General features: G+C 61.5%; 23 protein-coding genes. 9 read left to right on the plus strand and 14 right to left on the minus strand.

Features of this window, described 5'->3' with window-relative positions:
* Positions 1-36: 36 nt before the first annotated feature.
* Together ACA075_RS16770 and ACA075_RS16775 are read left to right on the plus strand one after the other, a co-directional pair.
* The gene (locus ACA075_RS16770) at positions 37-564 is read left to right on the plus strand and encodes a TRAP transporter small permease (protein WP_497293951.1); all 528 of its coding nucleotides are present in this window, start codon (positions 37-39) and stop codon (positions 562-564) included.
* Positions 565-1,845 (plus strand): TRAP transporter large permease, encoded by a 1,281-nt coding sequence (locus tag ACA075_RS16775; RefSeq protein WP_497293953.1) that lies wholly within the window; start codon positions 565-567, stop codon positions 1,843-1,845.
* Positions 1,846-1,861: 16 nt separating this feature from the next.
* On the opposite strand, the gene ACA075_RS16780 is transcribed toward ACA075_RS16775, so the two are convergent.
* Positions 1,862-2,041 carry a hypothetical protein gene (locus ACA075_RS16780; RefSeq protein WP_497293955.1) on the minus strand — a complete coding sequence of 60 codons (180 nt, stop codon included), beginning with the start codon at positions 2,039-2,041 and terminating at the stop codon, positions 1,862-1,864.
* Between the two features lie 29 nt (positions 2,042-2,070).
* Between ACA075_RS16780 and ACA075_RS16785 the strand changes: the two genes are divergently transcribed.
* Positions 2,071-2,955 (plus strand): aldose 1-epimerase, encoded by an 885-nt coding sequence (locus ACA075_RS16785; protein WP_497293957.1) that lies wholly within the window; start codon positions 2,071-2,073, stop codon positions 2,953-2,955.
* Here the strand turns inward: ACA075_RS16785 and ACA075_RS16790 are convergent.
* The 13 genes from ACA075_RS16790 to ACA075_RS16850 form a co-directional block, all read right to left on the minus strand.
* On the minus strand, positions 2,940-4,667 hold the full coding sequence (locus ACA075_RS16790) for a PAS domain-containing hybrid sensor histidine kinase/response regulator (protein ID WP_497293959.1): 1,728 nt from the start codon (positions 4,665-4,667) through the stop codon (positions 2,940-2,942). The two genes, ACA075_RS16785 and ACA075_RS16790, sit on opposite strands and share 16 nt — an antisense overlap.
* Positions 4,651-5,814, minus strand: coding sequence for an alcohol dehydrogenase-like regulatory protein ErcA (gene ercA / locus ACA075_RS16795; RefSeq protein ID WP_497293960.1), 1,164 nt, complete (start codon positions 5,812-5,814; stop codon positions 4,651-4,653). Before ercA ends, ACA075_RS16790 begins: the two co-directional genes overlap by 17 nt.
* A gap of 227 nt (positions 5,815-6,041) precedes the next feature.
* Positions 6,042-7,175 (minus strand): pyrroloquinoline quinone biosynthesis protein PqqE, encoded by a 1,134-nt coding sequence (gene pqqE, locus ACA075_RS16800; RefSeq protein ID WP_497293962.1) that lies wholly within the window; start codon positions 7,173-7,175, stop codon positions 6,042-6,044.
* Positions 7,172-7,924, minus strand: coding sequence for a pyrroloquinoline-quinone synthase PqqC (pqqC, locus tag ACA075_RS16805; protein ID WP_497293964.1), 753 nt, complete (start codon positions 7,922-7,924; stop codon positions 7,172-7,174). The genes pqqE and pqqC overlap by 4 nt, the downstream gene beginning before the upstream one ends.
* Before the next feature lie 145 nt (positions 7,925-8,069).
* Positions 8,070-8,984, minus strand: a complete 915-nt coding sequence (gene pqqB, locus ACA075_RS16810) for a pyrroloquinoline quinone biosynthesis protein PqqB (RefSeq protein ID WP_497293965.1) — start codon at positions 8,982-8,984, stop codon at positions 8,070-8,072.
* Positions 8,985-9,037: 53 nt separating this feature from the next.
* A complete protein-coding gene (gene pqqA, locus ACA075_RS16815; protein WP_010455123.1) occupies positions 9,038-9,109 on the minus strand; it encodes a pyrroloquinoline quinone precursor peptide PqqA in 72 nt (23 codons plus the stop codon).
* Positions 9,110-9,398: 289 nt separating this feature from the next.
* Positions 9,399-10,919: an acetaldehyde dehydrogenase ExaC gene (gene exaC, locus ACA075_RS16820; RefSeq protein ID WP_497293967.1), complete on the minus strand. Its 1,521-nt coding sequence runs from the start codon at positions 10,917-10,919 to the stop codon at positions 9,399-9,401.
* A 295-nt stretch (positions 10,920-11,214) separates the two neighbouring features.
* Complete coding sequence (locus ACA075_RS16825; RefSeq protein ID WP_497293968.1) at positions 11,215-12,993, minus strand: PQQ-dependent methanol/ethanol family dehydrogenase; 1,779 nt, start codon at positions 12,991-12,993, stop codon at positions 11,215-11,217.
* A 315-nt stretch (positions 12,994-13,308) separates the two neighbouring features.
* Positions 13,309-14,247, minus strand: coding sequence for a quinoprotein relay system zinc metallohydrolase 1 (locus tag ACA075_RS16830; RefSeq protein WP_497293970.1), 939 nt, complete (start codon positions 14,245-14,247; stop codon positions 13,309-13,311).
* A 16-nt stretch (positions 14,248-14,263) separates the two neighbouring features.
* Positions 14,264-15,025: a quinoprotein dehydrogenase-associated SoxYZ-like carrier gene (locus tag ACA075_RS16835; protein WP_497293972.1), complete on the minus strand. Its 762-nt coding sequence runs from the start codon at positions 15,023-15,025 to the stop codon at positions 14,264-14,266.
* The gene (locus tag ACA075_RS16840) at positions 15,022-15,900 is read right to left on the minus strand and encodes a substrate-binding periplasmic protein (protein WP_497293973.1); all 879 of its coding nucleotides are present in this window, start codon (positions 15,898-15,900) and stop codon (positions 15,022-15,024) included. Before ACA075_RS16840 ends, ACA075_RS16835 begins: the two co-directional genes overlap by 4 nt.
* A 3-nt stretch (positions 15,901-15,903) precedes the next feature.
* Positions 15,904-16,365: a cytochrome c-550 PedF gene (gene pedF, locus ACA075_RS16845; RefSeq protein WP_497293974.1), complete on the minus strand. Its 462-nt coding sequence runs from the start codon at positions 16,363-16,365 to the stop codon at positions 15,904-15,906.
* A 200-nt stretch (positions 16,366-16,565) separates the two neighbouring features.
* A complete protein-coding gene (locus tag ACA075_RS16850; RefSeq protein ID WP_497299358.1) occupies positions 16,566-16,694 on the minus strand; it encodes a hypothetical protein in 129 nt (42 codons plus the stop codon).
* Between the two features lie 153 nt (positions 16,695-16,847).
* Here ACA075_RS16850 and ACA075_RS16855 point away from each other — a divergent pair, with 153 nt between their 5' ends.
* The 6 genes from ACA075_RS16855 (at position 16,848) to ACA075_RS16880 (ending at position 22,037) form a co-directional block, all read left to right on the plus strand.
* Positions 16,848-18,032, plus strand: coding sequence for an ABC transporter substrate-binding protein (locus ACA075_RS16855; protein WP_497293976.1), 1,185 nt, complete (start codon positions 16,848-16,850; stop codon positions 18,030-18,032).
* Between the two features lie 35 nt (positions 18,033-18,067).
* Complete coding sequence (locus tag ACA075_RS16860; RefSeq protein ID WP_497293977.1) at positions 18,068-19,027, plus strand: YVTN family beta-propeller repeat protein; 960 nt, start codon at positions 18,068-18,070, stop codon at positions 19,025-19,027.
* Entirely contained in the window at positions 19,024-19,755 is a 732-nt protein-coding gene (locus ACA075_RS16865) for an ABC transporter ATP-binding protein (RefSeq protein WP_497293979.1), read from the plus strand. Before ACA075_RS16860 ends, ACA075_RS16865 begins: the two co-directional genes overlap by 4 nt.
* Positions 19,752-20,543, plus strand: a complete 792-nt coding sequence (locus ACA075_RS16870; protein WP_497293980.1) for an ABC transporter permease — start codon at positions 19,752-19,754, stop codon at positions 20,541-20,543. The genes ACA075_RS16865 and ACA075_RS16870 overlap by 4 nt, the downstream gene beginning before the upstream one ends.
* A 214-nt stretch (positions 20,544-20,757) precedes the next feature.
* Positions 20,758-21,315 (plus strand): PQQ-dependent catabolism-associated CXXCW motif protein, encoded by a 558-nt coding sequence (locus ACA075_RS16875; RefSeq protein WP_497293982.1) that lies wholly within the window; start codon positions 20,758-20,760, stop codon positions 21,313-21,315.
* Between the two features lie 56 nt (positions 21,316-21,371).
* A complete protein-coding gene (locus ACA075_RS16880) occupies positions 21,372-22,037 on the plus strand; it encodes a response regulator transcription factor (protein ID WP_094471953.1) in 666 nt (221 codons plus the stop codon).
* Positions 22,038-22,108: the final 71 nt, after the last annotated feature.

Here is a 22,108-nt window from a genome sequence, read left to right on the forward strand (position 1 = left end):
TGTATGTCAGTGCGCGCCCGGTTACGGTGAAACCCGATGAAGAATCTGCTGCTACGCATCAACGACAGGCTATACATGACCTGCATCTGGATTGCCGGTCTGTCGGTCCTGACCATTTCCCTGATCATTCCCTGGGGCGTCTTTGCCCGTTACGTGCTCGGCACCGGCTCAAGCTGGCCGGAGCCCACCGCCATCTTGCTGATGATGGTCTTCACCTTCATCGGCGCCGCTGCCAGTTACCGCGCCGGTGCGCACATGGCCGTGGCCATGCTCACTGATCGCATGGCCCCCCGACTGCGCAATGCGATGGCGATTGTCTCGCAACTGCTGATGGCGACCATTTGCATGTTCATGACCATCTGGGGCACCAAACTCTGCCTGTCGACCTGGAACCAGTTCATGAGCGCCATGCCGACGTTGCGCGTGGGCATTACCTACATGCCGATACCGATTGGCGGGTTGTTGACGCTGATCTTCGTCCTGGAAAAACTCTTGCTCGGTGACCAGAGCAACCGTCGGGTCGTGCGTTTCGACCTGGTTGAAGAAAGCGAAGGGGCTGCCTGAATGGACGCGTTGATTCTGTTGGGCAGTTTTATTGCGTTGATCCTGATCGGCATGCCGGTCGCCTACGCACTGGGGCTTTCCGCCCTGATCGGTGCGTGGTGGATCGATATCCCGTTCCAGGCGCTGATGATCCAGGTCGCCGGCGGCGTGAACAAATTCTCCCTGCTGGCGATTCCGTTCTTCGTCCTGGCCGGCGCGATCATGGCCGAGGGCGGCATGTCCCGCAGGCTGGTGGCCTTTGCCGGTGTGCTGGTCGGGTTTGTGCGTGGCGGCTTGTCGCTGGTCAACATCATGGCCTCGACCTTCTTCGGCGCAATCTCCGGCTCTTCAGTGGCCGACACCGCTTCAGTCGGCTCGGTGCTGATTCCTGAGATGGAACGCCGCGGCTACCCGCGGGACTTTGCCACGGCCGTAACGGTCAGCGGCTCGGTGCAAGCGCTGCTGACCCCGCCCAGCCACAACTCGGTGCTCTACTCCCTGGCCGCGGGCGGCACGGTGTCGATTGCGTCGCTGTTCATGGCCGGCGTGGTCCCGGGCCTGCTGATGAGCGCGTGCCTGATGGTGCTGTGCCTGATCTTCGCGAAAAAGCGCAACTACCCCAAGGGCGAAGTCATCCCCTTGAAACAGGCGCTGAAAATCTGCGGCGAAGCGATGTGGGGCCTGATGGCGATGGTCATCATCCTCGGCGGCATTTTGTCGGGCATCTTTACCGCCACCGAATCGGCGGCGATTGCGGTGCTGTGGTCGTTCTTCGTGACCATGTTCATCTATCGCGACTACAAGTGGAGTGAACTGCCGAAACTGATGCACCGCACGGTGCGCACGATTTCGATCGTGATGATCCTGATCGGCTTCGCGGCGAGCTTTGGCTACATCATGACGCTGATGCAGATTCCGTCGAAAATCACCACGATGTTCCTGACCCTGTCGGACAACCGTTACGTGATCCTGATGTGCATCAACGTCATGCTGCTGTTGCTCGGCACCGTGATGGACATGGCGCCGCTGATCCTGATCCTGACGCCGATCCTGATGCCGGTGATTCTGGGCATTGGCGTGGACCCGGTGCAGTTCGGCATGATCATGCTGGTGAACCTGGGGATTGGATTAATCACACCGCCGGTGGGCGCGGTATTGTTTGTGGGGTCGGCCGTAGGCAAAGTCAGTATCGAAAAAACCGTGAAGGCACTGCTGCCGTTCTATTGCGTGCTGTTTCTGGTGCTGCTGGCCGTGACCTACATTCCGGCGCTGTCGCTGTGGTTGCCGCATTTGGTGTTGTAACAAAAGCGCCCCTCCGTTAACGAGGGGCACGCACATTCCCGTAGCAGCTGCCGAGCTGCGCGAGGCTGCGTTCGGCGGCGAAGCCGTCGTAAAACCTGCGCATGCGGTCACCCTGATGCACCGCGCGGCCTGATTTCACGACGACTTCGTCGCCGAACGCAGCCTCGCGCAGCTCGGCAGCTGCTACAGGGAACATCGGTCTTCTCTCATCAGGGCTCAACAGGTATGGCGCCAAACATTCTAGAACTCACAGACAATCTCACCCACCTCACCCTCGCCCCCGAACTCGGCGGCAGCGTTGTCAACTGGACCGTTCGCAGCACCGGGCAACCGCTGTTGCGCCACAACGACGCCCATGCACTGAACACCGGCCTGCCGGGAAAACTCGGCTGTTATCCCCTGGTCCCCTGGTCAAACCGCGTCGCCGAAGGAGGTTTCGACTGCCCCGATGGCTGGCTCGCCTTGACGCCCAACAGCCTCACCGATCCGCTGCCGATTCACGGCAGCGCCTGGCAACAACCGTGGCAGGTGGTGTCGCAGACCCATGACGAAGTCGTCCTGCAACTCAACAGCGCAGCACCCTTCGCCTATCGCGCCCGGCAGCGGTTTCAGTTGAACGAGGGCCGATTGAGCATCGATCTGCATGTCACCCACTTAGCCAAACACCCCGCGTGGTATGGGCTCGGCCTGCACCCGTACTTTCCGCGCACAACCAACACGCGACTACAGGCCAAGGCTGAAAAAGTCTGGTTATGCAATGAATCGAAACTGCCGACCGAACTGATGGACGTGCCCGCCGAGTGGGACTTTCATCAGCTCAAAACGCTGCCGGACACGCTGGTCGACAACGGTTTCTGCGCATGGGACGGTCACTGTCTGATCCAGCAACCCGAGCTCGGTTATGAACTGGAATGCCAGGCCACCGGCAGCGATTACTACCTGCTCTACTGCCCTGTGGGCCTGGGGTTTTTCTGCATCGAACCGGTCAGCCATCCGGTCAACGCCCACCACTTGCCGGGTCGGCCGGGGCTGCGTCTGCTGGAGCAAGGTCAATCCGCCGAACTGAGTTTCAGCCTGCACTATCGCCCTCTCGACTACCCCAACATCTGACTCAGCACCGCACGCAACTTGCCAGGTTTCACCGGTTTATTCAGCAGCGGCGCGCCAAGTCGCTGCAACGAGCGCCGACATTGGTCGGTGCGGTCGGCGGTGATGATCACCGCTGGAATCGTCTGGCTGAAATGCTCGCGCAAATGCCGCACCACATCACAGCCCACCACCCCGTGATCAAGGTGGTAGTCCGCCAGAATCAGTTCCGGCGACCGTCCCTTCAAAGCTGCCAGCGCTGAGTGCTCATCTGTGGCGATGACCACCTCGCAACCCCACTGCCCGAGCAGCGCGCTCATGCTCTCCAGAATGCTCACTTCGTTGTCCAGCACCAGCAGTCGTCGACCCGGCAACGGATTACCCGTGCCAGGCTGCGGCGCAGCCAGACTGATCGGCAGCGGAACCTCATGGGAAATCGGCACGTCGATGCTGAACATCGAACCGCGTCCCGGCCGCGAGTGAACGCCGATTTTGTAGCCGAGGATCTTGGCGATACGCTCGACAATCGCCAGCCCGAGCCCCACGCCCTTGCGATCGGCGGCGCGCCCGACATCCAGTTGATTGAATTCGAGGAAGATCGAGTCCAGCCGGTCCGCCGCGATCCCGCGCCCGGTGTCCCACACTTCCAGGCGCAGCATGTCGCCGCGCCGTCTGGCCCCCAGCAGAATGCTGCCCTCATCGGTATAACGGCAGGCATTGCTGAGAAAGTTGCGCAGGATCCGCGTCATCAAACGCAAGTCGGTATGAATGGCGTAGTCGCCCATTTGCACCCGCAGGTTCAAACCGGCGGCCTCAGCCACCGACTGGAACTCCGAGACCAGCGGCGCGAGCAATTCGTCGAGACGGTACAACGCGACATCCGGCTTGACGGCAGCCTGATCGAGCCGGGAAATGTCCAGCAAATCGGTGAGCAAATCTTCAGCACCCTCCAGCGCCTGGTGGGTGCGCTCCACCAGCACTTGCTCGACGTCCGGCAATTTGCGCTCGCGCAACGTCGAGATCAGCAAACGCGCGGCGTTGAGAGGTTGCAACAAGTCATGGCTGGCGGCAGCGAGGTATTTGTCTTTGCTGCGATTGGCCGCTTCGGCGGCGTCCCGGGCGTCGCGCAAGTCTTGGGCGATCTGTTTACGCTGGGTGATCTGCTGTTGCAGGTTGCGGTTGGCTTCGAGCAATTCATCGGTGCGCGCGGTGACCCGCTGCTCCAGTTCGTCATTGAGTTGTTGCAGGCGCTGCTGGGCGAGTTTGCGTTCGGTGATGTCGGCGACAAAGCCCTCCACCAGCCCTTCCTGATCGGGTTTGAGCAACAGGTTCATCAGCACGTCGAGGCTGCTGCCGTCCTTGCGCAGCAATTGGGTTTCATAGCCGTGCAGGCTGCGCTCGCGCTGGAGCATTTCACGGATGTTCTCCAGTTCTTGAGCGCCACCGACAAACAGGTTGCTCGCCAGGTCCGCCAGTGAAAACAGCACCTCTTGCGGGTCCTGATAGCCCAGCATCCGCGCCAGCGCCGGATTGGCGGCGCGCATGCCTTCCGTGAGGCTGGCCTGGAAGATCCCGTGGACGGCGTTTTCGAACAGCCACTTGTAGCGATTGCGCTCGGCTTCCAGCTCGTCCAGCCGTGCGGCGAGCTCCGGATAATGGCTCTTGCGCGCCGAGTGGCTGCCTAAACCCAGTAGCCCGGCGAGCGCGCGTTGCTGCTCGTCAGAGGGCTTCGCCATAGACGACCTCGACATCACGCTGACTGGACTCACGCGGGTTGGTGAGGATGCACGGGTCGTGCATGGCGTGTTGCGACAGGAACGGAATGTCGGCGGTGCTGACCCCGTGCAAACCCAGGGTTTCATGGAAGCCGATCGCGTGTTTCAGGGCGATCAGGTGTTCGACCAGACGCCCGCAGATCTGCCGGTGATTGAGGCCACGGCAATCGATGCCGAAGGTCTCGGCGATCACCTTGAAGCGGTCCGGCGCCGAGCTGTAGTTGAACGCCACCACGTGTTCCACCAGCACCGCATTGCACAAGCCGTGGGGCAAATCGAGGAAGCCGCCGAGGCTGTGGGACATCGCGTGCACCGCGCCCAGAATCGCGTTGGAGAACGCCAGGCCGGCCTGCATGCTGCCAAGCATGATCTTCTCGCGCAGGGCGATGTCCGTCGGGTTGGCGATCATCTGCACCAGGTTGCCGTTGATCAGGCGCATCGCTTCCAGCGCGTGCGGGTCGGTCAACGGCCCGTGACCGGTGGAAACAAACGCTTCGATGGCATGCACCAGCGCATCGATGCCGGTACAGGCCGACAGGAACGGGTCCATGCTCAGGGTGGTTTCCGGGTCGATCAACGACACGTCCGGCACCACGGCCTTGCTGACGATGGAGAACTTCATGCGTTCTTGCTGGTTGGAAATGATCACGAATTGCGAGACATCGGCCGAGGTGCCGGCGGTGGTCGGAATCAGGATCAACGGCGGGCTGGGCACGCGGATGGTATCGACGCCTTCGAACTCAAGAATGTTGCGCCCGTGGGCGACGACGATGCCGATGCCTTTGCCGCAATCCATCGGGCTGCCACCGCCGACCGCGACGATCACATCGCAATGGTTTTCCTTGTACAGCTCGGCACCGAGCATGACCTCCTCGACCCGCGGGTTGGGCGACACGTCGCTATAGAGAAAGTACTCGATGCCTTGGGCTTGCAGGCTGGCTTCGACATCGGCCACCCACCCGGCGGCGATCACACCGGGGTCGCTGACCACCAGCACCTTGCGGGCACCGAAGGTCTTGGCGCAGTTGCCGACGTTGTGCCGGCAACCGGCACCAAAGATGATTTCAGGCGAAACGAATTTACGCAGCTGGCTGAGACTCTGGCTCATTGGAAAGCCTGTTTTTATTGTTTTGAAGGTAGAACCACACTAACCCATCCCGACGCGAATGCAATCAGACCAATGGGTAGCAAGCAGGCCGATATTGTATTCACCGCAAATCCCCTGTGGGAGCGAGCCTGCTCGCGATGACGGAGTGTCAGTCAGCATCACGTTTGACTGGAAGTCCGCTATCGCGAGCAGGCTCGCTCCCACAGGGGATTTGTGTCGTCCTTGATTCAGCCGCGATAGATCAGCCGCGAAGCCTTCTCGTTACGCAACGTCAGGTGTTCCATGCCCTGCCCTGGCGCATCCGCTTCATCGCGGGCCTTGAGGATCACCCCGTGGTGCGCCGACTTGCTGCACACCGGGTCGGCATTCTCGGCATCGCCGGTGAGCATGAACGCCTGGCAACGGCAGCCGCCCAGGTCCTTGTGTTTTTCATCGCAGGAGCGGCATGGCTCTTTCATCCAGTCATCGCCACGAAAGCGATTGAAGCCGAATGATTCGGTCCAGATGTGCGCGATGCTGTGCTCGCGCACGTTGGGAAACTCCACCGGCAATTGCCGCGCACTGTGACAAGGCAACGCCGTGCCGTCCGGGGTGATGTCGAGAAACAGGTTGGCCCAGCCGTTCATGCAGGTCTTGGGGCGTTCTTCGTAGTAATCCGGGGTGACGAAGATCAGTTTGCAGGGATGGCCTTCGGCCTCCAGACGCTCGCGGTATTCATTGGTGATGCGCTCGGCACGCTGCAATTGCTCGCGGGTCGGCAGCAGGCCGACGCGGTTGAGCTCGGCCCAGCCGTAGAACTGACACGTGGCCAGTTCGACAAAGTCCGCTTCCAACTCCAGGCACAGGTCGATGATCTGCGCGATCTGGTCGATGTTGTGCCGGTGGGTGACGAAGTTCAGCACCATCGGGTAACCCTGGGCTTTCACCGCCCGTGCCATGGCAAGCTTCTGGGCGAAGGCCTTGCGCGAGCCGGCGAGCATGTTGTTGACCTGCTCGTCAGCGGCCTGAAAGCTGATCTGGATATGGTCCAGCCCGGCGACCTTGAAGTCGCGGACTTTCTGCTCGGTCAGGCCGATGCCCGAGGTGATCAGGTTGGTGTAGTAACCCATGTCCCGCGCAGCCTTGATCAGCTCGGCCAGGTCTTGGCGCACCAACGGCTCACCGCCGGAAAAACCCAGTTGCGCCGCGCCCATCTCCCGGGCTTCGCGGAACACCCGAATCCATTCTTCGGTGCTCAGTTCCTCACCTTGCTGGGCGAAATCCAGCGGGTTGGAGCAATACGGGCATTGCAACGGGCAGCGATAGGTCAGCTCGGCCAATAACCACAAGGGCGGACCGGGTGGCTGTTCGATCAGGTTCACAGGGCGATCCCCCGGTGCCAGACATTCTCCGTGGTCACCGTGTGATACGGCGCACGGCCCAGCTCGTAGGCCATGCTCATCGCATCCAGCATGCTCCACAGCACGTCGAGCTTGAACTGCAGAATTTCCAGCATGCGTTGCTGACCTTCGACGGTGACGTAGTGTGCCAGGGTGATGCGCAAACCATGCTCGACATCGCGCCGCGCCTGGCTCAGGCGCGTGCGGAAATAGTCATAACCGGCCGGGTCGATCCACGGGTAGTGCGTGGGCCACGCGTCGAGACGGGACTGGTGGATCTGCGGCGCGAACAGTTCGGTGAGCGAACTGCTGGCCGCTTCCTGCCAACAGGCGCGACGGGCGAAATTGACGTAGGCGTCCACGGCGAACCGCACGCCGGGCAGCACCCGTTCCTGAGAGAGAATTTGCTCACGGTCCAACCCCACCGCTTCACCCAGACGCAGCCAGGCTTCAATGCCGCCTTCGCTACCGGGCACGCCATCGTGGTCGAGGATGCGTTGCAGCCATTCACGGCGCACGTCACGGTCCGGGCAATTGGCGAGGATCGCGGCATCCTTGAGCGGGATGTTTACCTGGTAGTAAAAGCGATTGGCGACCCAGCCCTGAATCTGCTCGCGGGTGGCGCGGCCGGCGTACATGGCTTGGTGGAAGGCGTGGTGGATGTGGTAATAGGCGCCTTTGGCGCGCAGGGCTTGCTCGAATTCGTTGGGGGACATCGGGGTGTCAGTCATTGCGGTTCTCCTGGGAGTTCTGCGGTGTCTGGTCTGGCCTCATCGCGAGCAGGCTCGCTCCCACATGGGGACTTGGTTGTTCACACATTTTGCGTCCAGTGGAGATCCCCTGTGGGAGCGAGCCTGCTCGCGATGGGGCCAGTGTCTACAACACGATGTCCATGCCATCAAAAGCCACTTCAATCCCCCGCCGCGCCAGCAACGCCCGCTCTGCCGAGTCTTCATCAAGGATCGGATTGGTGTTGTTAATGTGGATCAGCACTTTGCGCTGGCGGGTAAACCCCTCCAGCACTTCGAGCATCCCGCCAGCACCGCTTTGCGGCAGATGCCCCATTTCACTGCCCAGGCTCTGGCCGACTTCGCACACGCGCATCTCGTCGTCGCGCCACAGGGTGCCGTCCAGCAGCAGGCAATCGGCGCGCTGCATCCAGCTCAGCACTTCGTCGTCGATTTGCCCAAGGCCCGGGGCATAGAACACGCTGGCGCCGCTGCGCCGGTCTTCGATAAACAAACCGATGGTGTCGCCCGGTTGCGGATGGCCGCGATTGGGCGAGTACGGCGGAGCGTTGCTCACCAGGGGAATCGCGCGAAATTGCAGGTGTTGGCAGGCGGCGATGCTGAACGGTTCACGGTCCAGCCCGACCGGTTGCCAGTGCAACCCGCCGTTCCAGTGCTCAAGCATGGTGAACAAGGGGAAACCACTGCTCAGGTCTTGATGAACTCGTTCCGTGCACCAGACCGAATGCGGGCAGCCTTCGCGCAGGCTCAACAGGCCGGTGCAATGGTCGATCTGGCTGTCCAGCAGCACGACCGCGGCAATCGCCGTATCGCGCAAGTGGCGGGCCGGTTGCAGCGCCGGGAAACTTTCAAGCTGCGCGCGAATGTCCGGTGACGCATTGCACAGCACCCACTCCACACCGTTGTCGCTCAGGGCAATCGAGGACTGCGTGCGCCGTTGCGCCCGCAGGCTGCCATTGCGCATTCCGGCGCACTGGCGGCAGTTGCAGTTCCATTGCGGAAAACCGCCACCAGCGGCGGAACCGAGAACGCGGATGTGCATGGGGGCCTCCAGAAGGCAGGCCCGGCCAACGCCACGGTTGGCCGGGTGGACAATCAACGGTTGGCGAAATACATCGTCACTTCAAAACCAATGCGCAGATCGGTAAACGCGGGTTTATTCCACATGGGTCAATCCTCTTCTTGTGCCGGGACATTCCGGTAAATCCATTAATGCACGGGGCGCCAAGTGATCGAATGCTACTTTGGAACGAGGTGGCGGCATGCGTTGGTAGGGGGTGTTAGAAGGCGTAGGCATTACACAAAACAGTGTGGCGAGGGAGCTTGCTCCCGCTGGGTCGCGGAGCGACCCCATTCCCGAAAACCCGGTGCATCAGGCACACCGGGGGGGCCGGGATTGCGACGGCTTCGCCGCCGAGCGGGAGCAAGCTCCCTCGCCACAGGTACCCGTGTATGTCTAGAAGAACCCCATCGGGTTGATGTCGTAGCTCACCAGCAGGTTTTTGGTCTGCTGATAGTGGTCGAGCATCATCTTGTGGTTTTCACGGCCGACACCGGACTTCTTGTAGCCACCGAACGCAGCATGCGCCGGGTACAGGTGGTAGCAGTTGGTCCAGACCCGTCCGGCCTTGATCGCCCGGCCCATGCGGTAGGCGCGGTTGATGTCGCGGGTCCACAGGCCGGCGCCGAGACCGAACTCGCTGTCGTTGGCAATCGCCAAGGCTTCGGCTTCGTCCTTGAACGTGGTGACACCCACCACCGGGCCAAAGATCTCTTCCTGGAACACACGCATTTTGTTGTGGCCCTTGAGCAGGGTCGGCTGGATGTAATAACCCGTCGACAAATCACCCTCAAGACGCTCGACCGCGCCGCCGGTGAGCAGCTCGGCACCCTCCTCCTGGGCAATTTTCAGGTATGAGAGGATCTTGTCGTATTGCTGCTCGGACGCCTGGGCGCCGACCATGGTTTCGGTGTCCAGCGGGTTGCCGCGCTTGATCTTGACGATCTTTTTCATCACCTCGGCCATGAACGACTCGTAGATCGATTCCTGCACCAGGGCCCGGGATGGACAGGTGCAGACTTCGCCCTGATTGAAGAACGCCAGCACCAGGCCTTCGGCGGCTTTCTCGATGAACTGTGGCTCGGCTTGCATGATGTCTTCGAAGAAGATGTTCGGCGACTTGCCGCCCAGCTCGACGGTGCTTGGAATGATGTTCTCGGCCGCACATTTCATGATGTGCGCACCAATCGGCGTGGAACCGGTGAAGGCAATCTTGGCGATGCGCTTGCTGGTGGCCAGCGCCTCACCCGCTTCGCGACCGAAACCCTGGACGATGTTCAACACGCCGGGTGGCAGCAAGTCGGCGATCAGCTCAGCGAAGACCATGATCGACAGCGGCGTCTGCTCGGCGGGTTTGAGCACTACGCAGTTGCCGGCGGCCAGGGCCGGGGCGAGTTTCCAGGCAGCCATCAGCAGCGGGAAATTCCACGGAATGATCTGTCCGACCACGCCCAGCGGCTCGTGGAAGTGATAGGCGGTGGTCAGCTCGTTGATCTCGGCGGCACCGCCTTCCTGGGCGCGGATGCAGCCGGCGAAATAGCGGAAATGGTCGGCGGCCAACGGCACGTCGGCGTTCAGGGTTTCGCGCACGGCCTTGCCGTTGTCCCAGGTTTCGGTGACGGCGAGGATTTCCAGGTTCTGTTCGATGCGGTCGGCGATTTTCAGCAACACCAACGAGCGATCCTGGGCCGAGGTCTTGCCCCAGGCATCCGCCGCCGCATGGGCTGCGTCGAGGGCTTTTTCGATGTCGGCGGCGTTGGAGCGCGGGAATTCGGCGATGACTTCACCGGTGACCGGCGAGGTGTTGGTGAAATACTCGCCATTGACCGGGGCAACGAACTCGCCGCCGATGAAATTGCCGTAGCGCGCCTTGAAGGAAACGACGGCGCCGGGTGTTCCAGGTTGTGCGTAGATCATGGTGAGCCTCTGTCTGGGTCGATGCCTGTCGGGCAAACAGGCGATAAACCGATAGTAGAGAGCCCTGCGCGTCAGACGAATGCGCCGTTGGCAGGGGGACTCTCGTTATTTGGTAGTAGAAGGTGCCCCGGTATCAGCTGGCTTTTGTGGCGAGGGAGCTTGCTCCCGCTGGAGGGCGAAGCACTCCCAAACCAGGCGCTGCGGTTTATCTATCACACCGCGCTGGCCGGTTTACGACTGCTTCGCAGCCGAGCGGGAGCAAGCTCCCTCGCCACAGGTTGTGTAGGTATTTAGATCAGTGTTTGGCCACGACCAGGTCTTTGGGCAGCTTGAAGGTCCAGAGCATGCCGCCCTGGTTGAAGTCCTTGATGCGCTTGGCCACTTCGCCGCCCCACAACGGCACGGCGCCGCCCCAGCCGGACAGCACGGAGACGTATTGTTCGCCGTCCATTTCCCAGGTCACAGGCGAGCCGAGGACGCCGGAGCCGGTCTGGAATTCCCAGACTTTCTCGCCGGTCTTGGCGTTGAACGCCTGGAGGAAACCTTCCGGCGTACCGGTAAACACCAGGTTACCCTTGGTGGTCAGCACCCCGCCCCACAGCGGCGCGTAGTTCTTGTGGCGCCAGACTTCCTTGCCGGTTTTCGGATCGATGGCGCGCAGCACGCCGATGTAGTCTTCGTTCAAGGGTTTGATGGTGAAACCGGCGCCGAGGAACGCCGCGCCTTTCTTGTAGGCGATGCCTTCGTTCCAGATGTCCATGCCCCACTCGTTGGACGGCACGTAGAACAGCCCGGTGTCCTTGTTGTAGGCCATCGGCATCCAGTTTTTCGCGCCGAGGAACGCCGGGGCGACGAACACCGAACTGCCTTTGGCTTCGGTGCCTGGCGCACCAGGGCGGCTGGCTTCGTTGTAGATCGGCCGGCCCTCTTTATCCAGGCCGGTGGCCCAGGTGATCTTGTCCACGAACGGGAAGCCGCGAATGAATTTGCCGTTGGTGCGATCCAGCACGTAGAAAAAACCGTTGCGGTCCGCGGTCGCGGCGGCTTTGATTTCCTTGCCGCCTTCGGTGTAGTTGAACGACACCAGCTCGTTCACGCCGTCATAGTCCCAACCGTCGTGGGGCGTGCTCTGGAAGTGCCACTTGATGGTGCCGTCGTCCGGGTTGAGCGCCAGACGCGACGATGAGTAGAGGTTGTCGCCAGGACGCAAGTGCGAGTTCCACGGCGCCGGGTTGCCGGTGCCGAACAGCAGCAGATTGGTTTCCGGGTCGTAGTAACCGCCAAGCCAAGGTGCCGCGCCACCGGTTTTCCAGAGGTCGCCCGGCCAGGTCTTGCCGGCTTCGCCACCGGAGATGCCGTTCTCGATCGCCTTGCCGTCCTTGTAGGTGTAACCCATGTGGCCTTCAACCGTGGGTCGGGTCCACAGCAGGTCGCCGTTTTTCGGGTCGTAGGCTTCGATCTTGCCGACCACGCCGAATTCACCACCGGCCACGCCAGTGATCAGTTTGCCGTTAATCACCAACGGCGCGGCGCTGATCGAGTAGCCTTCCTTGTGGTCGGCGACTTTCTTGCTCCAGACCACTTTACCGGTGTCTTTGTTGAGGGCGACGAGCTTGGCGTCGAGGGTGCCGAAGAACACCAGGTCGCCGTACAGCGCGACGCCGCGGTTGATCACGTCGCAGCAGGGACGGATGTCATCGGGCAGGCGCGCATCGTATTGCCAGAGTTTTTTGCCGGTGCGTGCATCCACCGCAAACACCCGCGAGTAGGAACCGGTCATGTACATCACGCCGTCCTTGATCATCGGCTGTGCTTGCTGACCGCGCTGTTTTTCCCCGCCGAAGGAGAACGCCCAGACCGGCCGCAAGTCCTTCACGTTGTTGACGTTGAGGGTGTCCAGCGGGCTGTAGCGTTGACCCTGGACGCCCAGACCATTGGTGACGATCTGCTCCGGGTTCTTGGGGTCCTGGAGAATGTCCTGGTCGGTGACGCCGGCCAGCGCGGTGCCGGACAACAGCATGGCACTGAGCAACAGGCTCAAGACGAAGGGTTGGCGACGTGCGGGTTCGGTCATGACGGCTGCCTCTGGGGTTTTTGTTATACCCGGGAAATTTTTCCGGTCTGGTGCAGATTCTTGGCCGCCGCCGCCCTTGGAACAATTGCCCGCAGTGTTGAGATTGCTAGTTCCTTAGTAGCGGGTCGGATGATGCCAACACGTTAAGTCTCACCTCGACCTGTAGCAGCTGGCGAAGCCTGCGTTCAGCTGCGTAGCAGTCGTGAAATCAGAGTTCGCGGAGCATCAGGAAAACCGTGCAAACCGGATTTACGACTGCTACGCAGCCGAACGCAGGCTTCGCCAGCTGCTACAAGGGGTTGTGTCGTCGCTGGGTCACTTGCCCGCGGTGGAATCGATTCGGGTCATCTGCACGCGTTCGTAGCGCGGGTACAGATGGCTGACGCTGCGAATCAGCTCATAGCGGCTCAAGCTGATGCCAGCAAACCGCTCGGGAATGGGGCTGCGGATCATCTCGCTCATGTCGCTGCCATTGGCGGCGCCGTCGCGCATGAGCTGATCGAGCCAGCCGAGATAATCGCGCATTTGCTCGAACGGTTTCGTGTCCGTAGCCACCGGTCCATGGCCGGGCACGATCAGCGTCCACGGCAAGCCTTGAAGTGTGGCGATGTCCGCCAGCCACACCGACAGCCCCGGACTGTTGGGCGTGGTCAGCGCCCGTTGGTAAAACACCAGATCCCCGGCAAACAGCACGCCGGTTTTCTGGTCGAGAATAGCCAGATCCGCACCGGTGTGCCCACCCAGGCTCAGCAGGCGCAGATCGTGATTCCCAAAATTCAATACGCCGGGGTCCAGCGTCCGGGTCGGCAGCAGCACTTCGGTGCCACGCATCCAGTCCCCCACCAGTCGATACATATTCTCGGCCATGGCGTCGCCCTGCCGATGCAACAGCTCGGTGGTGCCAGCCAGCGCGCCGATTGGCACATCACTGAAGGCCTGATTGCCCAGCACATGGTCCGGGTGGTGATGGGTCAGCAGCACCTCAATCACCGGTTTATCAGTGGTCGCGGCGATGGCTTTGCGCATCGCTTCGCCATAACGTCTGGACGGCCCAGTGTCGATCACCACCACCCCACGTTCAGTGACGATAAACGCGGTATTGACGATGTTGCCGCCGTTGGCCTTGGCAAAATTGTCGGTGCTGCCTTCCAGCAGCCAGGTGTCTTCAGCGATCTGCCGGGGCTTGAGTACGTAGTCGAGGTCCGCCAGAGCCGGCAGGCTCAGGCTCATGAACAACAGCAGCATCCAGCGCATCACGCGCTCCTTGGGGTCAGGGTATGGCCGCATCGAACTGATTGCCGCTGTTGTCGCGCAGCACCAGGCGCGTCTGCCCTGCCCCTTCGATGTCGAAGGCCAGGCTGGGGTTTTCGCTGACGGCGGGAAACAGCTCCAGTCGTGCCAGTAGCTGATCGTTCCCGTCCCGCAGTTCGGCATGGTTGATGAAGAATTCCGGGATGCCGCTGACCATGCCGTTGTCCATCGGATGCGCCACTTGCAAGCGCACCCGGCTGAACTCGCCGCGTGGATAACGACCACCCAATACTTCGCCGATGTGCTCTTCCCAGCCAGGCTCGGTGCGCACGACGCTGGGCGCGGTGCATCCACCGCCCGCTGCATCGATCAGCGTCGAGCCGACATGCCAGAGGCCGTCGCGGGTCAGCACCGCCGCGCGCAATGGCGTGGCTTGCTCGATACGGATGCGGATCGACAGCCACGGCAATACGCGGTCGAGCGGTTTGAAATCAACAATCTTCGGCAGCGGATTGAGTTCCGCCCAGGCAAGGATTTTCACCACTTCGCCTTTGAACGCCCGGGCGTCGATTTCCAGCGGCACTTGCCGGGCATCTTCGGCGAACGGCGGCGCGAGCAGCTTGACTCGGTCATCGAACACGAACGGCGCATTGGCGAGCATCTGCTTGTGGTAGAAGGCCCACATCACCGAGGGCACCGGGTCTTTGCCCGGCTCGATATCGGCAGCGTGCGCCGCCAGGGGTAACCAGCAGAGCAACAGACAACTCGCTCGCCAGTTCACGGTTGGTACATCTCGGGCACGTCATAGCGCAGGCCGTAATGACCATAAATGGTCTTGACCGCACCCTCGCGGATCAAGCCCTCCAGCGCCTCTTCCACGGCATAGGCCAGCTGACGGTTGCTTTCATGCACCGCCATGCCGATCTCCCAAAGCTGCTTGCCCATGTTCGGGTAGGCGTTTTCCGCCAGCGCCACCTGCGGATCGTTGGCTTCGTGAACTTGCCAGTCGATCTCGCCACGCATCGCCATCACCGCGTCGACTTCACCGGCCTTCATCGCTGCGAAGGCTTGGGGGACACCGGGATAGTGGTGGGTTTTGCCGGCGAGCATGCCGCTAAACACCGAGGTCAGGTAGAACGACGGCACGCTGTCGACTTCGACGCCGATCGGGTGGTGCTCGAACACCGCGACGCTGCCCACCTTGTCGAGACGGCGGCGATCATAGGCGACTTGCCATTGTTCGTTCTGGTACGGCCCGAACATCACCACATGGCCGTTTTCCAGCTCACCCAGTTCGTTGCGTTTTTGCGCGTAATCGCGGTCATACGGCACGCGCATCATCAGGTCGGCCAGTTGCAGATCATGCAGCTGACTGGCCCGCCAGATGTAGTCGCGCAGGTCGTCATCGAGCTTCTCGCCGGCGGGCGCCCAGATCAGCGTCAGGCGCACGCCCAGCGCTTTGGCCAAGGCTCCGGCAAGCTCGACATCCACCCCGCGAGGCTGGCCGGCGTCTTCAAAACTGTAGGGGGCGAAGTCCTTGTAGACCGCCACTTTCAGCTCCCCGGCAGCGATCATTTCGTCATAGGTACGAACCTGCGCCTGCACGGCCTGGCAGCACAGCAACACAGCGCTGAAAAATACAGCGAGCAGGCGCATGGGTTACTCCTCGACGTGAACAGTGTCCAGGTAGGAGCGCACCGCCCACAGAGCTTCCTGACTCAAGTAATCGGCCATTTTCGGCATGTAGACCCGGCCATCCCGCACGGCGCCGTGACGCACGCGCTCGACGAACCATTCATCCCCCGCGTCACCGACATCGAGCATGCGCAAATCGGGGGCGATGCCACCGGACTTGGCTTCCAGGCCATGACAGGCCGCACAGTTCTGGTTGTACGCCGAAGAGCCGATTTCCACGGCCTTATCGTGTTCCGGGGAGGAGCGATACGGATTCACCGCCGCCCATCCATCGGCATCCACCTGCACGCCGGCGTCCTTGATCGGGGTCAGGCCAGGAGTGGCGATTGCCTGCGGTACCACGTTGCCGTGGGCCCAGACGGAGCCTGCACTTATAAAACCGGCCAGCAGTCCGGCAACGAGCAAGGCGTTGCGTTTTGTTGTCATTGTTATGCCCTCAAGATTGCACGCAAAACCTCGTTGAAGAGGCTATGGCACCCATCTTGGTACCGGCCTCGCACAATCCCCATGCTGCTTTGGTGGCCGCCGTCTAATCCCTTGGTAGTAGGGCTTGTGGAGCAACACCCGCATGATCACGGCGAAAAAACCGCAGACTCGCAGGTTGATCCACCACAGGACTGACACGCCTAGCGCCCTGGTGTCGCGGGCAATACCGACACGAATGCCGGTTGCGGGCCATGGAGTTTGTCGACGCCGATCAGGGTCAGGATCAACAACAACGGCAGGAGCAGCGCTTTGAGAATACGTATGGTCAATCTCCTCCAGTGTGATGGCCGTCATTACCCAGGCTAAAACCGCGCCGCTCCGGGCGAGCTACTACCTTGGTACTGCCTGACTGGTACTTTCTGCATATTTCAATCTGCCTCGCAGGCTTCCTATGCTGGCGCTACCTGTAATGGAGTGCCTTTATGCGCCAGCTTGCCCCTTACGCCCTGATCTACCTGCTGGCGATTGCCTGTGCCGCCGGGCTGGCGACGCAGAGCCAGGCGGCGGATGCGCCGTTGCAGGTGCAGATCGGCTATCTGGGCTATCGGCCTGACCCCGGCCCGCTGCTGTCCAACGTGATTCGCGAACCGCTCGATGCCGGGCTTCGCGGCGCCGAACTGGCGATCACCGACAGCAACAGCACCGGGCGCTTTCTTAACCAGAGTTACAGCCTCGTCAGCACCAATGCCGACAGCCCGGATGCCCTGATCGACGCGGCCAAGGCCCAGCATGCACAGGGTCTTCGCCTGTTTGTGGTGAATGCGCCGGTGGAGAGTCTGCGCCGGCTCAGCGCCGTGCTGCCCGACAGCTTGCTGTTCAACGCCGGCAGCCCGGATGACAGCCTGCGCACCACCGACTGCCTGCCGAACGTGCTGCACACCCTGCCGAGCCGGGCGATGCTCGCCGATGCACTGGCGCAATTCCTGGTGGTGCGCAAATGGCAACGGGCGCTGCTGATCGTCGGCCCGACCCCGGACGATCAGGCCTACGCCGCCGCCCTGCGTCGCGCCGCCAAACGCTTCGGGCTGAAACTGGTCGCGGAAAAAGCCTGGAGCTTCGACAACGATCAGCGTCGCAGCGCCCAGGCCGACATGCCGCTCTTCACCCAGACCGCCGAATACGATGTGGTGCTGGTGGCGGACGAACGTGGCGATTTTGGCGAATACGTGCCCTACCAGACCTGGTACCCACGGCCAGTCGCCGGCACTCAGGGCCTGACCCCGGTGGGCTGGCACAAAACCGTGGAAACCTACGGCGCCGCCCAATTGCAGAAACGCTTCGAAGCCCTGGCCGGGCGCTGGATGAATGACCGGGATTTCGCCGCCTGGATCGCCGTGCGCAGCATCGCCAGTGCGGTGAGCAAATTGCGGCAGGTCGATCCGGTGGCGATCCGTGCGCTGGAAATAAGCGATCAATTGCCGCTGGACGGATTCAAGGGGCGCAAGCTCAGTTATCGCCCGTGGAACGGTCAGTTGCGCCAACCGATTCCCATCGTCCAGCCCCGAGCCTTGGTCAGCACGTCGCCGCAGGACGGTTTCCTGCACCCCTTCAACGAAATGGACAGCCTTGGCTACGACAAGCCGGAGGTCAGCTGCCGCTTTCCCTGATCCGCCACAACAACTACAACAAAAAGGAATCCATCATGCGCCGCACCCTGCTCTCTTGCGCCTTGCTGCTCGCCGCCGGGCACGCCGCCGCCTCTACCGCCTGGGTCTCCAACGAAAAAGACAACAGCCTGAGCCTGATCGACCTGCAGACGTTGCAAGTCACCGACACCCTGCCCGTCGGCCAACGCCCGCGCGGTTTGCTGCTGTCCCACGACAACAAGCTGCTGTACATCTGCGCCAGCGACTCGGACCGCGTCCAGGTGATGGACGTCGCCACGCGCAAGATCATCAAGGAACTGCCCTCGGGCAAAGACCCCGAGCAGTTCGCCCTGCATCCCAACAACCGCTGGCTATACGTTTCCAACGAGGACGATGCGCTGGTGACGGTGATCGACACCGAAACCTCGAAGGTGCTGAGCCAGATCAACGTCGGCGTCGAACCCGAAGGCATGGCCGTCAGCCCCGACGGCAAGTGGGCGGTGAACACCAGCGAAACCACGAACATGCTGCACTGGATCGACACCAGCACCCAGACCCTGGCCGAAAGCACCTTGGTGGATCAACGGCCGCGTTTCGTCGAGTTTTCACCTGAAGGGTCGCAACTCTGGGCCTCGGCGGAAATTGGCGGGACAGTGACCATTCTCGACGTCGCCACCCGCAAGATCCTCAAGACGCTAACCTTCCAGATCAAGGGCGTGCACCCGGACAAAGTCCAGCCGGTGGGCATCAAACTCAGCGCCGACGGCAAGTACGGTTTCGTCGCGCTCGGGCCGGCCAATCATGTGGCGGTAATTGACGCCAAAACCTTCGAGATTCTTGATTATCTGTTGGTTGGCCGGCGGGTCTGGCAGATGTCGTTCACCCCCGACCAAAAGCAGTTGCTGGCCACCAACGGCGTCAGCGGTGACGTGTCGGTGATTGATGTCGACAGCCTCAAAGTGACCAAATCGGTGAAAGTCGGGCGCTACCCGTGGGGCGTGGTGGTGACGCCATGAACGCACTGGAAGTCAGCGAACTGAGCTTCGCCTATGGCGCGCGAGAGGCGTTGCGGCAGGTGAATTTCAGCCTGGCGCCCGGGCGTTTCGCGGCGTTGCTGGGGCCAAACGGCGCGGGCAAGTCGACGCTGATTGCCCTGCTCACTCGGCTCTATGATTTGCAGCGCGGGGACATCCGGGTCGGCGGCTGCTCGTTGCGCACCGCAGCGCGCCCGGCGCTCAAGCAATTGGGCGTGGTGTTCCAGCAAAGCACGCTGGACCTGGACCTCAGCGTTGAGCAAAACCTGCGTTATCACGCCGCGCTGCATGGCATGTCCCGGCGTCAGACCGGCCTGCGGGTCGACGCCGAGCTGGCCCGCCAGGCGCTGACGGATCGCCGTCGCGAGCGGGTCCGCGAACTTAATGGCGGTCACCGCCGCCGGGTGGAAATCGCACGCGCCTTGTTGCATGAGCCACGGCTGTTGCTGCTCGACGAGGCCAGTGTCGGCCTCGATCCGGCCAGCCGGCTGGCGCTCAATCAACACATTCGAGGTCTGTGCCGCGAGCAGCACATCAGCGTGCTCTGGACCACCCATTTGCTGGATGAAGTGCAGCCGAGCGATGACTTGCTGATTCTTCATCAGGGCCGTCTGGTGGCTAGCGGGCGGGCGGATGCCTTGAGCCAGGCACATGGCGGCGACCTCGGTTCGGCCTTCACCCGTTTGACGACATCAGGAGCCGCCCGATGAATGCGTATTGGCAATGCTTCAGCGGCATCGTGTTGCGTGAATGGCTGCGTTTTGTGTTGCAGCGCACACGGTTTCTCAGTGCGTTGGTGCGGCCACTGCTGTGGCTGCTGGTGTTCGCTGCCGGTTTTCGCGCAGCCCTCGGCATCGCGATCATCGAGCCCTACGACACCTACATTCCCTATGAGGTCTACATCATCCCGGGGCTGGCCTGCATGATCCTGCTGTTCAACGGCATGCAAGGTTCGCTGTCGATGGTCTACGACCGTGAGATGGGCAGCATGCGCGTGCTGCTGACCAGCCCCCTGCCCCGGACCTTCCTGCTGTGCAGCAAACTGTTGGCCACTTCGCTGATTTCGCTGTTGCAGGTGTACGCTTTTCTGGCGATTGCCTGGGTGTACGGCGTGCAGCCACCGGCCATGGGGCTGTTGCTCGCCTTGCCGGCGTTGTTGCTGGTGGCGTTGATGCTTAGTGCGCTGGGCCTGCTGCTGTCCAATGCGATCCGGCAACTGGAGAACTTTGCCGGGGTGATGAATTTCGTGATCTTCCCGCTGTTTTTCCTGTCATCGGCGTTGTATCCGTTGTGGAAAATGCGCGAGTCAAGCGAGTGGTTGTACTGGCTGTGCGCGCTGAACCCGTTTACCCATGCGGTGGAGCTGGTGCGGTTTGCCTTGTACGAACGCTTCAATCCAGTGGCGCTGGCGGTGTGCGCGGGGCTGACGCTGCTGTTCGCCCTGCTCGCCGTCCTCACCTTCAACCCGCAACACGCCGCCCTGCGAAAAACCAACTGACACCAAAACCCTCTGTAGGAGCCGGCTTGATGGCGATCCAGACAATGCGGTGTATCTGTCACACCGCCATCGCCAGCAAGCCGGCTCCTACAGGACATTTGTGTTGATCACGGGTGAAATTACTACTTTAGTACTGGTTTTCCTGTCTATCGTCGCATTCCCAACGCACCGAGACTGGCATGTAATGGGTTCATAACTATAAGGATTGAACCCCATGCCGCGTGCCCGACGTCGTCTGTTGCGCCCTTCCCTAGCTGCGCTATCGCTGAGCCTGTTGCTGGGCGTCGCGCACGCCGATACGCCGCTATTCTCCGCCGACGGCTATCGCATCAACCTTTATCGCAGCCCGACCCCGAATCAGCTTCAAGGCGCGGCCATCATCGACACCGCCGCCCTGCAAACCCTGCTCACCCAGACACCGCGCCCGATGCTGATCGACGTCTACCGCCGCCAATGGCTGCAAGGTCGATTCATCGAAGACCAGCCCCACGAAAACCTGCCCGGCAGCCATTGGCTGGCCAATACCGGCGACGGCGACCTGACAGCTGACTGGCAGGGCTATTTTGCGCGTAACCTGAACGCATTGACCGCAGGAGACTTGGCGCAACCGCTGGTCTTCTACTGCCGCTCTGACTGCTGGCTGAGCTGGAATGCCGTCAAACGCGCCGCAGCCATGGGCTATAAGACACTGTATTGGTACCGCGACGGCCTGGACGCCTGGCAGGCAGCCAACCTGCCCGTTGAACCGGCCCAACCCGAGCCCTTCCCCTGACCTTTACGCGTGCGTGTTGTTGCCACACCATAATGAAAATAATGAGGTGAAAGGCTATGTATAAAATTCTGATTGCCGACGATCACCCGCTGTTTCGCGAAGCCATTCATAACGTCATCAGCGACGGTTTCCCCGGCAGCGAGGTGATGGAAACCGCCGACCTCGACAGCGCCCTGCTGCTGACGCAGGAACACGACGACCTGGACCTGATCCTGCTCGACCTGAACATGCCCGGCATGCACGGCCTCAATGGCCTGATCAACCTGCGCAACGAGGCGCCGACCATTCCGGTGGTGATCGTTTCAGCCGAGCAGGACAAGCAGATCGTGCTGCAAGCCATCACCTATGGTGCGGTGGGCTTCATCACCAAATCTTCACCCCGAGTGCAGATGACCGAGGCCATCCAGCAGATTCTCAATGGCAATGTGTACTTGCCGCCGGACATCATCCGCACGCAAAAATGCGGCACCCACCGGCGCATGAATGACAACCCGAGCTTCCCGCCGGAACTGCTCCAGGCCCTGACCCGTAAGCAATTGCTGGTGCTGGAGCGCATGACCAAGGGTGAATCGAACAAGCAGATCGCCTACACCTTGGAAATCGCCGAAACCACGGTCAAGGCGCATGTCTCGGCGATCTTGCGCAAACTCAATGTGCACAACCGGGTGCAGGCGATCTTGAGTGCCGGAGATATTGATTTCGGGTCTTACCTGCGGCGTTGAATGTTGGGGCTTCCCTGGTCCCTGTGGCGAGGGAGCTTGCTCCCGTTGGGTCGCGAAGCGGCCCCCTGCAA

The sequence above is a fragment of the Pseudomonas sp. LBUM1663 genome (assembly GCF_059695905.1).